General features: G+C 71.0%; 11 protein-coding genes. 4 read left to right on the forward strand and 7 right to left on the reverse strand.

What is annotated here, in order from left to right; genetic code table 11:
* Positions 1–123 precede the first annotated feature (123 nt).
* Positions 124–2,337, forward strand: coding sequence for an ATP-binding protein (locus tag ACFYW3_RS16845; RefSeq protein WP_389386648.1), 2,214 nt, complete (start codon positions 124–126; stop codon positions 2,335–2,337).
* Positions 2,338–2,365: 28 nt separating this feature from the next.
* On the opposite strand, the gene rpsD is transcribed toward ACFYW3_RS16845, so the two are convergent.
* Positions 2,366–2,977 carry a 30S ribosomal protein S4 gene (gene rpsD / locus ACFYW3_RS16850; RefSeq protein WP_030294564.1) on the reverse strand — a complete coding sequence of 204 codons (612 nt, stop codon included), beginning with the start codon at positions 2,975–2,977 and terminating at the stop codon, positions 2,366–2,368.
* 55 nt (positions 2,978–3,032) lie between these two features.
* Between rpsD and ACFYW3_RS16855 the strand changes: the two genes are divergently transcribed.
* Entirely contained in the window at positions 3,033–3,938 is a 906-nt protein-coding gene (locus ACFYW3_RS16855; RefSeq protein WP_389386649.1) for a DUF2470 domain-containing protein, read from the forward strand.
* Here the strand turns inward: ACFYW3_RS16855 and ACFYW3_RS16860 are convergent.
* From ACFYW3_RS16860 to ACFYW3_RS16880, 5 genes are all read right to left on the reverse strand, one after another.
* Positions 3,929–4,642 (reverse strand): HNH endonuclease family protein, encoded by a 714-nt coding sequence (locus tag ACFYW3_RS16860; protein ID WP_389386650.1) that lies wholly within the window; start codon positions 4,640–4,642, stop codon positions 3,929–3,931. The genes ACFYW3_RS16855 and ACFYW3_RS16860 overlap by 10 nt on opposite strands.
* 36 nt (positions 4,643–4,678) lie before the next feature.
* Positions 4,679–6,028 (reverse strand): replication-associated recombination protein A, encoded by a 1,350-nt coding sequence (locus tag ACFYW3_RS16865; RefSeq protein WP_351761947.1) that lies wholly within the window; start codon positions 6,026–6,028, stop codon positions 4,679–4,681.
* A gap of 60 nt (positions 6,029–6,088) precedes the next feature.
* Positions 6,089–6,700 (reverse strand): vitamin K epoxide reductase family protein, encoded by a 612-nt coding sequence (locus ACFYW3_RS16870; RefSeq protein WP_351761950.1) that lies wholly within the window; start codon positions 6,698–6,700, stop codon positions 6,089–6,091.
* Positions 6,701–6,894: 194 nt separating this feature from the next.
* Positions 6,895–8,157 (reverse strand): histidine--tRNA ligase, encoded by a 1,263-nt coding sequence (gene hisS / locus ACFYW3_RS16875; protein WP_351761952.1) that lies wholly within the window; start codon positions 8,155–8,157, stop codon positions 6,895–6,897.
* A 10-nt stretch (positions 8,158–8,167) separates the two neighbouring features.
* Entirely contained in the window at positions 8,168–8,887 is a 720-nt protein-coding gene (locus ACFYW3_RS16880) for an MBL fold metallo-hydrolase (RefSeq protein ID WP_351761955.1), read from the reverse strand.
* 162 nt (positions 8,888–9,049) lie between these two features.
* Here ACFYW3_RS16880 and ACFYW3_RS16885 point away from each other — a divergent pair, with 162 nt between their 5' ends.
* Both ACFYW3_RS16885 and ACFYW3_RS16890 read left to right on the forward strand, forming a co-directional pair.
* On the forward strand, positions 9,050–9,826 hold the full coding sequence (locus ACFYW3_RS16885; protein ID WP_389386651.1) for a peptidylprolyl isomerase: 777 nt from the start codon (positions 9,050–9,052) through the stop codon (positions 9,824–9,826).
* A gap of 197 nt (positions 9,827–10,023) precedes the next feature.
* Positions 10,024–11,253, forward strand: a complete 1,230-nt coding sequence (locus ACFYW3_RS16890; protein WP_351761960.1) for a DUF349 domain-containing protein — start codon at positions 10,024–10,026, stop codon at positions 11,251–11,253.
* Between the two features lie 81 nt (positions 11,254–11,334).
* Here the strand turns inward: ACFYW3_RS16890 and ACFYW3_RS16895 are convergent, their stop codons facing one another.
* Positions 11,335–13,758, reverse strand: coding sequence for a bifunctional (p)ppGpp synthetase/guanosine-3',5'-bis(diphosphate) 3'-pyrophosphohydrolase (locus ACFYW3_RS16895; protein ID WP_351761962.1), 2,424 nt, complete (start codon positions 13,756–13,758; stop codon positions 11,335–11,337).
* Positions 13,759–13,951 lie beyond the last annotated feature (193 nt).

Below are 13,951 nucleotides of genomic sequence, written 5' to 3' on the forward strand. Positions count from 1 at the left end.
TCGCCACGTATAAAGGTCGTCGTCCGACCCTATCGCGCCGGAGATCCCCGCCCGTACCGGAATTCCGGAGCCACGGGGTCCGCCTTGTACGGGGCGCGTCCGGACCAGTACTCTCCGTGTCCCATGCGACAGAGACCCCTTCGAAACAGGACCTGGGGCAATCTTCCCTCGGAGCTGAGCGAGTTCGTCGGCCGGGGTGACGAACTCGACGGGTTGGAACGGCTCCTGGGGACCTCGCGGCTCGTGACGGTGACAGGGGTCGGGGGCGTGGGCAAGTCCCGGCTCGTGCTGGCGGCCGCCCGGGAGCTGGAGGCGGCCGGGACCCCGGCCGAGCAGGAACGCTACTGCGACGGCGTGTGGTGGGCGGAGCTGTCCTGCGTGCGGGATCCGGCGTTCCTGGAGTTCACCGTCGCCGAGGCGCTGGGACTGACCGACCACACCACCAGGCCGCTGCGGACCGTCCTGGCCGAGCACCTGGCGGAGCGCCGGCTGCTGTTGGTCCTGGACGGGTTCGAGCAGCTGGTCGACGAGTGCGCGGTCCTGGTGCGGGAGCTGCTGCGCCGCTCCCCCGGGCTGCGGGTGCTGGCCGCGGGGCGGCGTCCGCTGGAGGTGGACGGGGAGCTGGTCTTCCCGTTGGCCCCGCCGGTCACCGAGGAGGCCCTGGCCCTGCTCGCGTCCCGGGCGTCGGCCCTCGATCCGGCCTTCGAGGTGACGGACGCCAACCGGGCGGCGTTGATCGGTCTGTGCGAGCGGCTCGACGGGATCCCGCTGGCGCTGGAGCTGGCGGCGGGCCGACTGCGCGCGCTGGCGCCGGAGCAGGTGTCGGCCCGGCTGGCGGACCGGTTCGCCCTGCTGACGGGCGGGGCACGCGGGGCGTTGCCTCGGCACCGGACGCTGCGTACGGCGATCGGCTGGAGCCACGAGCTGTGCACGCCGCCGGAGCGCCTGCTGTGGGCGCGGCTCTCGGTCTTCGCCGGGCAGTTCGACCTCGACGCCGCCGAGTACGTGTGCGCCGGTCGGGACCTGCCGGTGGAGTCCGTGCTGGACCTGGTCGGGGAGTTGCTGGCCCAGTCGCTGCTGGTGAAGGAGGAGACCGCGGCCGGGGTGCGCTACCGGATGCTGGAGACCGTGCGGCTGTACGGCGCGGGCTGGCTGGAGTCTCTGGGCGACGCCGGACGCCTGCGGCGCCGGCACCGGGACTGGTACATGGGGCTGGCGACGTGGTGCGAGCTGGACTGGTTCAGTCCGCGTCAGCGGGAGGTGGCCGCGCTGGTGGAGGCGGAGCTGCCGAACCTGCGGCTGGCCCTGGAGTGCTGCCTCGACGAACCGGAGGAGCTGCATCTGGGCCAGTACCTGGCGGGCACCCTATGGTTCTACTGGGCGGGCTGCGGCCGGCTCACCGAGGGGCGGCACTGGCTTGACCGCGCGCTGGAGCACGTTCCGGGCCCCGAGTACGAGAGCTCGCGGCTGAAGGCGCTCTGGGTGCTGGGGTACGTCGCCGCCCTCCAGGGCGACGCGGTGGCCTCGATGAGCGCCCTGTACGAGTGCCGGGACGGCGCGGTCCGCGCCGGGAACCCGGTGGCCGCGGCGTACGCGGTGCACCGCCTGGGTTGCCTGGCCCTGGTCTCGGACGACATGCCGCGGGCCCGGGAGCTGTTGGGCGCGGCGTTGGAGCGCTACCGCGAGGCCGGGGAGCTGAACAGCAACGTGTTGATGTGCCAGGTGGAGCTGGCGATGTCACTGGCCTTCCTCGGGGAGCCCGCGGGCGCGCTCTCGTTGTGCGAGGAGGTCCGGGAGATCTGCGAGGAGCGCGGGGAGCTCTGGACGAAGGCGTACGCGCTGTACGTGCTGGCGTACGCGGCGCTGGACGCCGGGGACACGGGGCGGGCCCGGTCACTGCTGACCGAGTGCGTGGAGATCAACCACGCGTTCCGGGACCTGGTGGGGTTGGTCCTCGCGGTGGAGCTGCTGGCCCTGGTCACGGTGACGGAGGGGCATCCGACGGAGGCGGCGGTGCTCCAGGGCGCGGCCGAGCCGATGTGGGACGGGGTCGGGCTGCGGCTCTTCGGTTCGGGGTACTTCAACGCGCCCCGGCTGAGGTGCCTGGAGCGCGCGGGCGAGCTGATCGGCACCGAGCGCTACGCCGCCGGCGCCCGGCACGGGCGTGCCCTGTCGTCGGACGCGTTGGTCGAGCGGGCGTTGCGGGGGCCTGAGCGGGCGCCCGCGGCCGCGCTGCCGAGGCCTCGTACGATGCCGACCCGGACGGCGGGCCGCGCCGGGGCGGGCGCGGACAGCAGGAAGCCCGCCGGCTCCCCCAAGGGGGAACCGGCGGGCTGAACCAGCCTGTGAGGCTACGTCCGCCGAATCAGCGGGCGTAGTACTCGACGACGAGCTGCTCGTCGCAGATGACCGGGATTTCCTTGCGGTTCGGGTCGCGGTCCAGGCGGAAGGCCAGGGCCTTCAGGTTGACCTGCAGGTAACGGGGGGTCTCGCCCTCGCCTGCGTAGCCACCCTCACGGGCAACCTGGAACGGAACCTTCTCGCGGCTGCGCTCGCGCACCGTGATGACGTCGTCCGGGCGGACACGGAACGACGGCTTGTCGACCTTGCCACCGTTGACCTCGATGTGGCCGTGAACGACCATCTGGCGGGCCTGGTAGATGGTGCGGGCGATGCCCGAACGCAGGACCAGGGCGTCGAGGCGACGCTCGAGCTCGACGACCAGCGCCTCGCCCGTCTTGCCTTCGGCCTTCTTGGCGCGGTCGTACGCGCGGGCCATCTGACGCTCAGAGATGTCGTACTGAGCGCGCAGACGCTGCTTCTCCAGCAGACGAACCTTGTAGTCCGAGTTCTGCTTGCGGCCACGGCCGTGCTCGCCCGGCGGGTAGGGGCGGGCCTCGAAGTACTTGACGGCCTTCGGGGTCAGCGCAATGCCGAGGGCACGCGACTTCTTGACCTTGGGTCGCTTCTGGTTCACGTGGAACCTACCTCCATGTAAGTTAGGTGAGGCTTACCTTAGCGAGGAGGACGTAATGTCTCGACCACATGGGATCCCCCTGCCCAGTGCGCGTCGAAGTTCAGATTCCAACGAAACGGAATCTGCTTTCGACGACGATAAGCAAGGTCAGCCGCGTCCCAGGGAAGGCGTTCGGCAGCTCACCGGAGCCGAACGCGTACGAACCCTCGTAGAGTCCAACGCCTCAGTATCCCTCACGCTCCCGGGTGCTTTCGACCAGGAAGAGTTCGGGACAGGGCTGCCGGCCGCTCGGACCGTCACCCCGGACGGGGACGTGATTCTCCTTGTTTCAGGGGAATCCGCGGCTGCCAGGGCAGCCGCTCACGCCCAGGACGGCGACCTCACCGCCGTGATCGAGATCACGGATGTGGCGCCGGTGTCCGTGCCCCATCGTATCCGAGGCCGCGCGTGGCTCGCCGGGTGGCTGACGCCGGTGCGCGGGGACGACCGACCGGCCTGTGCGGCGCTGCTCGCGGAGCGCCGTCCGGTGGGCGAGCTGCTCGGCATGTCCGAGTCCCTGGACGCCCCGTACTCGGGCCGCCCGGCCTGGATGATGCTCCGCCTGGAGGTCGGCGAGATCTCGGTGGACGACCTGTGGGGCGCGGAGCAGGTGGACCCGGACGACCTGGCGGCGGCGGAGCCGGACCCGATGGTCGCCCACGAGACGGAACTCCTCCAGCACCTCTCCGCCGCCCACGGCGACCGGATCGCGGACCTGTGCGGGCTGCTCGGCACCCGCGAGGCGCAGGGCATGAAGGCGGTCCCGCTGGCCCTCGACCGGCTGGGGCTGCGCGTGCGCTTCACGGGCGGCGACCCCTCGTGCGCCTTCGACGCCCGCTTCGACTTCCCGGAGCCGGTCTCGGACATCTGCGGCCTGCGCCGGGCGATGCACACGCTCTTCTCGGCGGCCGGTCACCCCTGAGGGCAGGTCCCCAGCATCTCGACGAGGGCGGCCTTCTCCGGCGGCGTCACGGACAGCCCGTACGCGACCTTGATGCCGGTGTAGCGCCGGGCGTACTCGCACCAGTACGCCCGCCGCGGGGGCTTCCACTTGTCGGCGGTCCTGCTGCCCTTGTCCTGGTTGGTCCGCTTGTCCACGGCGAGCAGGACGTTCAGGTCGTTGGCGTACTCCAGCCTGCGCTGCGGCGTCCACGCGTGGGCCCCGCCCCGCCAGGCGGCGCCCAGCGCGACGACGTGGTCCGTCTCGATCCCGGAGGCACGGCGGTAGGTGTAGGGGATCTCCTTGCCGGTGTACGGGTCGTGCAGCACCCCGGAGAGCACCACACACGGGTTGCGGTCACCCTCCCGGAGGTCCTTGAGGTCCCGGCGCAGCACGTCGTCCCGGGTGTCGCAGCCGTTGCGGCCGCCGAGGGAGTCGGTCTCGTCCGACCAGTGGCGGCCGAAGTTCTCCCGCTTGTAGGTCTGCCAGTTCCTGCCCCACTCGACCTTGAGCCCGGCCAACCGGTCAGCCGCCTCCCGCGCGGTCGGCGGGAACCCGGGGCTCGTGAGCGGCGCCCCCGAGACGAGCGCCGCGATGCCGGCGGGACTCTTCTCCCCGTCCCCGTGGTGGCATCCGGCGGCCAGCAACACGGCCGCGACGGCGATGAGCGGAGCCCGACGTCCCATGCCCGGAGCCTAGGCGGCCTCCCGACGCGGCGACCGCTACGACCCGCGCAGGCGCTCGCGGACCTTCTCCACCACGTCCGCGTACCGCGCCTCGGCGCCGTACCGGGTGGGCTCGTAGTACCGCTTGCCGTGGATCTCGTCCGGCGCGTACTGCTGCGCGGCGATGGCGCCGGGGACGTCGTGCGGGTAGACGTATCCGGCGGCGTGACCGAGCTTCGCCGCGCCCTTGTAGTGGCCGTCGCGCAGGTGCGTCGGTACGGAGCCCGCCAGCCCGGCCCGTACGTCGGCCAGCGCGGCGCCGATCGCGGTCGTGGCGGTGTTCGACTTGGGTGCCAGGGCCAGCGCGATCGTGGCGTGCGACAGGGTCAGGGCCGCCTCCGGGAAACCGATCATGGCCACGGCCTGGGCCGCGGCCACAGCCAACGGCAGGGCCGTGGGGTCCGCCAGACCGATGTCCTCGCTCGCGGAGATCATCAGGCGTCGCGCGATGAACCGGGGGTCCTCCCCCGCGTCGATCATCCGTGCCAGGTAGTGCAGCGCCGCGTCCACGTCGGAGCCGCGGATGGACTTGATGAGCGCGCTCGCCACGTCGTAGTGCTGGTCGCCGTCCCGGTCGTAGCGCACGGCCGCCCGGTCGACCGCCTCCTCGACGGTTTCGAGGGTGATCTCCTCCTCGCCCTTGGCGATGGCCGATCCGGCCCCCGCCTCCAGCGCCGTCAGGGCCCGCCGGGCGTCGCCGCCGGCGATGCGCAGCAGGTGGGCCTCCGCGTCGGCCGGCAGGGTGACGGCCCCGCCCAGGCCCCGTTCCTCCTCCAGCGCCCGCTTCATCAGGGCGCTCAGGTCGTCGTCGGTCAGCGGTTCCAGCGTCAGCAGCAGGGAGCGCGACAGGAGCGGGGAGATGATCGAGAAGTACGGGTTCTCCGTGGTGGCCGCGATGAGGGTCACCCAGCGGTTCTCCACGGCCGGGAGCAGGGAGTCCTGCTGGGCCTTGCTGAAGCGGTGGATCTCGTCGAGGAAGAGGACGGTCTCCTTGCCGTACCCGCCGGCCGCGCGTCGGGCGCCCTCGATGACGGCCCGTACCTCCTTCACGCCCGCCGTGATCGCGGACAGTTCCACGAACCGCTTCTGCGTCGCCTGGCTGACCACGTACGCGAGGGTGGTCTTCCCGATGCCCGGCGGCCCCCAGAGGATCACCGACGAGGCCCCGGCGGGTCCCCCGGCGCCCTCGCCGACGAGACGGCGCAGCGGCGAGCCGGGCTTCAGCAGGTGCTGCTGGCCGACGACCTCGTCCAGGGTGCGCGGACGCATCCGGACGGCGAGCGGAGAGCTCGACGGGTCCTTTTCCTGGCGGTCCTCGGCTGCGGCGGTGAAGAGATCTGGTTCCACACGGGAAGCCTATGCGAGCCCACCGACACGGCCGTCGGGCTCAGGAGACCTCCGGAGGGCTCAGGAGGTCCAGAAGTCCCACCAGCGGGTCAGGATCAGCATGCCGATGATCCCGACGTGCAGCACGGGCACGACCCACGTGAACTCGTCGAAGAAGGCCTTCAGCCACCCCGGGGCGGGCAGCAGCCCCTGGCGCACGTTGTGCGAGGTGACGTACCAGAACATGACGATGGTGGCGACCCAGGCCAGGCAGCACCACAGGCACAGCGAGTTGATGTTGTACAGCGACTGGTACATCAGCCAGGTGCAGAAGGCGACGCCGAAGAGGGTGCCGGCGTTGAGGGTCAGCCAGTACCAGGGCCGGAAGCGGGCCCCGGCGAGCAGGCTCATGCCGACGCAGATCACGATCGCGTAGGTGACCAGGCCCAGCATCGGGTTGGGGAACCCGAAGACGGACGCCTGGTCGCTCTTCATGATGTTGCCGCAGGAGACGATCGGGTTGAGGCTGCACCCCGGCGTGAAGTTCGGGTCCTCCAGCAGCTTGAACTTGTCGATGGTGATCACCCAGGCGGCGAGCAGTCCGGCCGCTCCCGTGATCACCAGAAGGAGCGCCAGGGCCCGGCTGCCGCCGTGGGTCCGGGCGGCGTCCGCGTCAGCACCTGTTGTCGTCATACCCGCCCGCTCCACATCTGCAAGGTCGTCAAGGACCGGCCATTGTGCCGTACGGGGCTGTGCGCCCACCGTTCGATGGACGTAAGGAAGCCGGCCCGAGGGGCTCCGGGCCGTGCCCGTGCCCCCCGGAACGCGCGAAGGGGGGCGGGGTCGGGGAGCGGTCCCCGGCCCCGCCCCTCCTCGGGCGGTCTCGGTCAGGCCAGCCTGGCGCGGAGCACGTCCACCAGGTCCGTCAGGGCCACCGGGCCCTGCTCGCCGGACTGCATGTCCTTGAGCTGGACGACGCCCTCGGCGAGGTCGCGCTCGCCGAGGACGGCCGCGAAGCGCGCCCCCGAGCGGTTCGCGTCCTTCATCGCGCCCTTGAGGCCCTTGCCGCCGAACGCGAAGTCGGCGGCGATGCCGGCCCGCCGCAGCTCCGTGACCTTGCCGAAGAGCACCCGGCGGGCCTCCTCGCCGAGCGCCACGCCGAAGACGGAGGTCGCGGCGGGGATGTCCAGCGTCACGCCCTCGGCCTCCAGCGCGAGGACCGTCCGGTCAACGCCCAGCGCCCAGCCCACCGACGGCAGCGACGGGCCGCCGATCATCTCGGACAGGCCGTCGTAGCGGCCGCCGCCGCCGACCGCCGACTGCGAGCCCAGGCCGTCGTGCACGAACTCGAAGGTGGTCCGGGTGTAGTAGTCGAGACCGCGCACCAGCTTCTCGTCGTCCTCGAACGCGACGCCGGCCGCCGTCACCAGGGCCCGCACCTCCTCGTGGTACGCCTTGCACGCGTCGCAGAGGTAGTCGCGCAGCATCGGCGCCCCGACGAGCTGCTTCTGCACGTCCTCGCGCTTGTCGTCGAGCACCCGCAGCGGGTTGATCTCGGCCCGGCGCACGGTCTCCGCGTCCAGGTCGAGCCCGCGCAGGAAGGTCTGGAGGGCCTCGCGGTAGACCGGGCGGCACTCCTTGTCGCCCAGCGAGTTGAGCAGGACGCGGAAGTCGCGCAGGCCCAGCGTGCGGTACGCCTGGTCGGCCAGGATGATCAGCTCGGCGTCCAGGGCCGGGTCCTCGGAGCCGATGGCCTCGGCGCCGACCTGCGAGAAGTGGCGGTAGCGGCCCGCCTGCTGGCGCTCGTAGCGGTAGTACGAACCGGAGTACCAGAGCTTGACGGGCAGCAGGCCGGCCTTGTGCAGGTTGCCCTGGAGCGCCGCGCGCAGCACCGACGCGGTTCCCTCGGGGCGCAGGGCGAGCTGGTCGCCGCCCTTGGTCGTGAGGGTGTACATCTCCTTGCTGACGATGTCGGTGGACTCACCGACGCCGCGCGAGAAGAGCTCGACGTTCTCGAAGCCGGGGGTCTCGACGTACCCGTAGCCCGAGTTCCTCAGCGGGCCGGAGATCGCCTCGCGCACCGCCAGGAAGGTCGCGGAGCGGGGGGGCAGCAGGTCGTACGTGCCCTTGGGGGCCTGAAAAGTACTCACGAAACTCTCGTCACATTCCTCGTCGTGGAGCGGCGGTGCCGTCTCCGCGGTCCGGGCCGCCGGCGGCGACTTCCCGCAGGTACGGGTTGGTCGCGCGTTCGCGCCCGATGGTGGTCTGGGGACCGTGGCCGGACAGCACCACGGTCGAGTCGTCCAGCGGCAGGCACACGCGGGCCAGCGACCGGAGCATCTCGGCGTGGGAGCCGCCGGGCAGGTCGGTGCGTCCGACGGAGCCGGCGAAGAGCAGGTCGCCCGAGAAGAAGACCGGCGGGATGTCGGCCGCCTCGGGCATCCCGAACGTCACCGACCCCTCGGTATGCCCGGGCGCGTGGGCCACGGAGAAGTCCATCCCAGCCAATCTCAGGGCGGCTCCGTCGGCCAGTTCCCGGACGTCGTCCGGTTCGCCGATGGTCAGCTCGCCCATGAGCGGCATCCCGATGGACCGGCCGAGGGCCTTCTCCGGATCGCTCATCATGTAGCGGTCGGCGGGGTGGATCCAGGCCGGCACGTCGTGCGCTCCGCACACCGGGACCACCGAGGCCACATGATCGATGTGGCCGTGGGTGAGGACGACCGCGACGGGCTTGAGCCGATGCTTCCTCAGCGTGTCCTCGACGCCCTGGGTGGCCTGGTGGCCGGGGTCGATGATCACGCACTCCTCACCGGCGGCGGGGGCGACCACATAGCAATTGGTCCCCCAGGCCCCGGCGGGGAACCCGGCAATCAGCACGTTCGTCCTCAATCGTCGTCCGATGGGGCCACGGAAGCGGCCGCGGATGGAAATACCGCTGCTCAGAGCCTACCGGCGCCGCTCATTACACAGCGAACCCATATACGGTACGGCCTAGCCCAGCCCGGACAGCGGTACCAGAGACGCACAAGGAGACGACCGGTGGTCACGAGCGATCAGCGTCGGCGACAGCTCGCCAGGGAGAAGTACGAGCGCCAGCAGGCGAACCGGGCCTCGGCCCGGCGCAAGGCGCGCCGCAACATGGCGGTGATCGGTGCGGCGGTGGCCGTGGTGGTCGCCACGCTGATCGGCCTGGTGGTGGGAGGCGTCTTCGATTCGAAGGACACGAAGGCGACCGACCCGACGGACACCCCGTCGTCCTCGCCCTCGCCCAAGCAGTCGCCGCCGGCCATGGCGATCGACCAGAAGGCGAAGTACACCTTCGACCTGAAGACGAACGCGGGCGCGATCAAGTTCGAGATGGACGCGGCGAAGACCCCGCAGACCGTCAACTCGTTCAAGTCGCTCGCCGACAAGGGCTTCTTCGACAAGACCAAGTGCCACCGTCTGGTGACCGGCGGGATCTTCGTGCTCCAGTGCGGCGACCCCGAGGGCACCGGGACGGGCGGCCCCGGCTACACCATCCCCGACGAGAACCTCGATTCCCTCGGCAAACCGAACGCCCAGGGTCAGGTCGTCTACCCGGCCGGCACGGTGGCGATGGCGAACACGGGGCAGCCGGGCAGCGGCGGCAGCCAGTTCTTCCTCGTCTACAAGGACAGCCCGCTGACTCCCACGTACACGCCCTTCGGCAAGATCGACGCGGCCGGCGTGAAGGTCCTGGAGGAGATCGCCAAGGCGGGAACCGCCGACGGGGCCCAGGACGGGGCCCCGAAGAACGGTGTGACCATCGAGAAGGGCGTCGTCACCAAGAACTGACCGAGGACCGAGTGACGGCGGCCCGGCCCGGCCGGCCTCCCGCCCGCGCGTCGATATTCCGTCGTGCGGGATGCGGACAGCCGGCCCGGCGGTCGCCTATGTTGGCGTTGTGCAGGGCGGGCGCGGCCCGCCCCAGGAAACTGTGGACGATGCCCAGGGGGTGAACCCCTCGCAAGGCATCAGGTGGAGGAGGCGCTGTGAGCAGCGACCCGTGGGGCCGAGTCGACGAGACCGGCACCGTGTACGTGCGTACTGCCGAGGGCGAGCAGGTCGTCGGCTCGTGGCAGGCCGGCACCCCTGAGGAGGCCCTGGCCTACTTCGAGCGCAAGTACGAGGGCCTGGTGGTCGAGATCGGCCTCCTCGAACGGCGGGTGCGGACCACCGATCTGTCCGCCAAGGACGCCCAGACGGCCATCGACCATCTGCGGACGCAGTTGGACGAGCACCATGTCGTGGGTGACCTCGACGCCCTGCGCGTCCGGCTGGACAAGCTGGTCGCGACCGTGGAGTCGCGGCGCGAGGAGCGCAAGCTCCAGAAGGCCCGGCAGGCGGACGAGGCCCGTGCGGCCAAGGACGCCCTGGTCGTCGAGGCCGAGGAGCTGGCGCAGAGCGACCAGTGGCGCAGTGCCGGTGAGCGGCTGCGCGCCCTGGTGGACATCTGGAAGGGCCTGCCCCGACTCGACCGCAAGTCGGACGACGAGCTGTGGCACCGCTTCTCGCACGCCCGCTCCGCCTTCTCCAAGCGTCGAAAGGCGCACTTCGCCTCGCTCGACGCGCAGCGCGAGGACGCCCGCAAGGCCAAGGAGAAGCTGGTCTCGGAGGCCGAGTCGCTGTCGAAGTCGACGGACTGGGGTCCGACGGCGGCCCGTTACCGCGAGCTGATGGACAGTTGGAAGGCGGCGGGTCGGGCGCAGCGCGAGTCCGAGGACGACCTGTGGAACCGTTTCCGCGGTGCGCAGGACGTCTTCTTCGCCGCTCGCAGCGAGGTCTTCGCCGAGCGCGACGCCGAGCAGACGGAGAACCTCAAGCTCAAGGAGGAGCTGGCCGACGAGGCCGAGAAGCTCGTCCCGATCACGGACCTGAAGGCGGCCCGTGCCGGCTTCCGCTCCCTGAACGAGCGCTGGGAGGCCATCGGCCACGTACCGCGCGACGCCCGTCCCAAGGTCGAGGGTCGGATGCACGCCGTGGAGCGGGCCATCCAGGAGGCCGAGGATGGCGAGTGGCGCCGTACGAACCCTGAGGCCCGGGCGCGTGCGGCCGGTCTGACGGGTCAGCTGCAGGCGGCGGTCGACAAGCTGCGCGGGCAGATCGACGCGGCGCGGGCCTCGGGCAACAACGCGCGGGCCGACAAGCTCTCCCGGGAGCTGGAGGGCCGCCAGGCCCTGCTGGACCAGGCGCTGAAGGGCCTGGAGGAGTTCGGCGGCTGACGCCGGCTCACCACGTCGATACGGGCACCACCGGAGGATTCCGGTGGTGCCCGTTCGGTGTTCGGCTCCGGGGCCCGCGGGCTACGGCCTGCGGGCCGAGGTGACGCGGTAGACGTCGTAGACGCCCTCGACGCCGCGTACGGCCTTCAGGACGTGTCCCAGGTGCTTCGGGTCGCCCATCTCGAAGGTGAACCGGGAAGTGGCGACCCGGTCGCGCGAGGTCTGTACGGCCGCCGACAGGATGTTGACGTGCTGGTCGGACAGGACCCGGGTGACGTCGGACAGCAGTCGGGACCGGTCCAGCGCCTCGACCTGGATGGCGACGAGGAAGACGGAGGACTGGGTGGGCGCCCACTCGACTTCCAGCATCCGCTCGGGCTGCTGGGAGAGGGAGTCCACGTTGACGCAGTCCGCGCGGTGCACGGACACGCCGCTGCCCCGCGTGACGAACCCGATGATGGGGTCGCCCGGCACCGGGGTGCAGCAGCGGGCCAGCTTGACCCAGACGTCTTCCACGCCCTTGACGACCACGCCCGGATCGGCGTTGGCGCGGCGCTTGGACTTGCCGCGCGCCGGCGGGATGCTCTCCTCGATGTCCTCGTTGGCGGCTTCCTCGCCGCCGAGGGCCTGCACCAGCTTCTGGACGACGCCCTGCGCGGCCACGTGGCCCTCGCCGATCGCCGCGTACAGGGAGGAGATGTCGGGGTAGCGCATCTCGTGCGCCAGGGTGACGAGCGAGTCTCCCGTCAGGATCCGCTGGATCGGCAGGTTCTGCTTGCGCATGGCCCGCGCGATGGCGTCCTTGCCGTGCTCGATCGCCTCGTCGCGGCGTTCCTTGGAGAACCAGGCCCGGATCTTGTTGCGGGCCCGCGGGGACTTGACGAAGCCCAGCCAGTCCCGGGACGGTCCGGCGCCCTCGGCCTTGGAGGTGAACACCTCGACCAGGTCGCCGTTGTCGAGGGTCGATTCGAGCGGCACCAGCCGCCCGTTGACCCGCGCTCCTATCGTTCGGTGACCGACCTCGGTGTGCACGGCGTACGCGAAGTCCACCGAGGTGGCGCCCGCCGGCAGCGCTATGACATCGCCCTTGGGCGTGAAGACGAAGACCTCGTTGCGGGAGAGGTCGAAGCGCAGCGAGTCCAGGAACTCGCCCGGGTCCTCGGTCTCCTTCTGCCAGTCCAGCAGTTGCCGCAGCCACGCCATGTCGTTGACGGTGTCCTGGCCGGCGCTGCCCTTGGCCGCCTGCGGCACGTCGGTGCGCACCTTGGAGGTGCCGGCGACGGTCTGCTGCTTGTACTTCCAGTGGGCGGCGATGCCGTACTCGGCGCGGCGGTGCATGTCGAACGTGCGGATCTGGAGTTCGACCGGCTTGCCGCTGGGCCCGATGACCGTCGTGTGCAGCGACTGGTACATGTTGAACTTGGGCATCGCGATGTAGTCCTTGAACCGGCCGGGGACCGGGTTCCATCGCGCGTGCACGGTGCCCAGGGCCGCGTAGCAGTCCCGGACGGTGTCCACCAGGACCCGGATGCCGACCAGGTCGTAGATCTCCGCGAAGTCGCGACCGCGCACGATCATCTTCTGGTAGACGCTGTAGTAGTGCTTGGGCCGGCCGGTGACGGTGGCCTTGATGCGGGCCGCCCTGAGGTCGGTCTGCACCTCGTCCGTGACGACGGTGAGGTACTCGTCGCGCTTGGGCGCCCGCTCCGCGACCAGACGCACGATCTCGTCGTACATCTTGGGGTAGAGGATCGCGAAGGCGAGGTCCTCCAGCTCCCACTTGATCGTGTTCATGCCCAGCCGGTGGGCCAGGGGCGCGTAGATCTCCAGCGTCTCGCGGGCCTTCTTCTCCTGCTTCTCCCGCTTGAGGTAGCGCATGGTGCGCATGTTGTGCAGGCGGTCGGCGAGCTTGATGACCAGGACCCGGGGGTCCTTGGCCATGGCGACGACCATCTTGCGCACGGTCTCGGCCTGCGCGGCCTCGCCGAACTTGACCCGGTCGAGCTTGGTGACCCCGTCGACGAGCAGCGCGACCGCGTCGCCGAAGTCGCGTCTGAGCTGGTCCAGCCCGTACTCGGTGTCCTCCACGGTGTCGTGCAGCAGGCCCGCCATCAGCGTCGCCGGGTCCATGCCCAGCTCGGCGAGGATCGTGGTCACCGCGAGCGGGTGCGTGATGTACGGGTCGCCGCTCTTGCGCTTCTGGCCGCGGTGCCAGCGCTCCGCGACCTGGTACGCCTGCTCGATCTGACGCAGCGTCGCCGACTCGATCTTCGGGTCGTTGCCGCGGACTATGCGGAGCAGGGGTTCCAGTACCGGGTTGTACGGGTTGGAACGCTGTACGCCGAGGCGCGCGAGCCGGGCGCGCACCCGGTTGGAGGACCCGGCCGGCTTCGCCTGGGCGGGCTTGACCGGTGGGGCCGGCGGGGGCGTGGCTGCGGCCGCCGCGGCCTCCTCGGGCTGCGGATCGGGCTGCGCGGCGGAGATTGGCTGGACCTCGTCTGGCAAGAGCGCTCCTCAAGCGGATCCGGTGCCCCGGTCAGGTCCGGACAACCCATGGTAGCGAGGGTTGCGCCGGCTCGTTCCCCTCGGCCCCGGCTCCCCCGCCGCCGCCCGGGCACGCCCGGATCCGCCGGCTTTCGCAGGCACCGGGCCCGCGGTGGAGTGCGCCGCGCGCCCCCGCGAAAGCCGGAGCGGGCGG

Source organism: Streptomyces sp. NPDC002602 (genome assembly GCF_042889445.1).
GTDB lineage: Bacteria > Actinomycetota > Actinomycetes > Streptomycetales > Streptomycetaceae > Streptomyces.

Bases quoted from the DNA above. Each gene is read 5' to 3' on its own strand.
- ACFYW3_RS16845 (WP_389386648.1), top strand. From the start codon at position 124: ATGCGACAGAGACCCCTTCGAAACAGGACCTGGGGCAATCTTCCCTCG.
- ACFYW3_RS16860 (WP_389386650.1), bottom strand. From the start codon at position 4,642: ATGGGACGTCGGGCTCCGCTCATCGCCGTCGCGGCCGTGTTGCTGGCC.
- ACFYW3_RS16870 (WP_351761950.1), bottom strand. From the start codon at position 6,700: ATGACGACAACAGGTGCTGACGCGGACGCCGCCCGGACCCACGGCGGC.
- ACFYW3_RS16855 (WP_389386649.1), top strand. From the start codon at position 3,033: ATGTCTCGACCACATGGGATCCCCCTGCCCAGTGCGCGTCGAAGTTCA.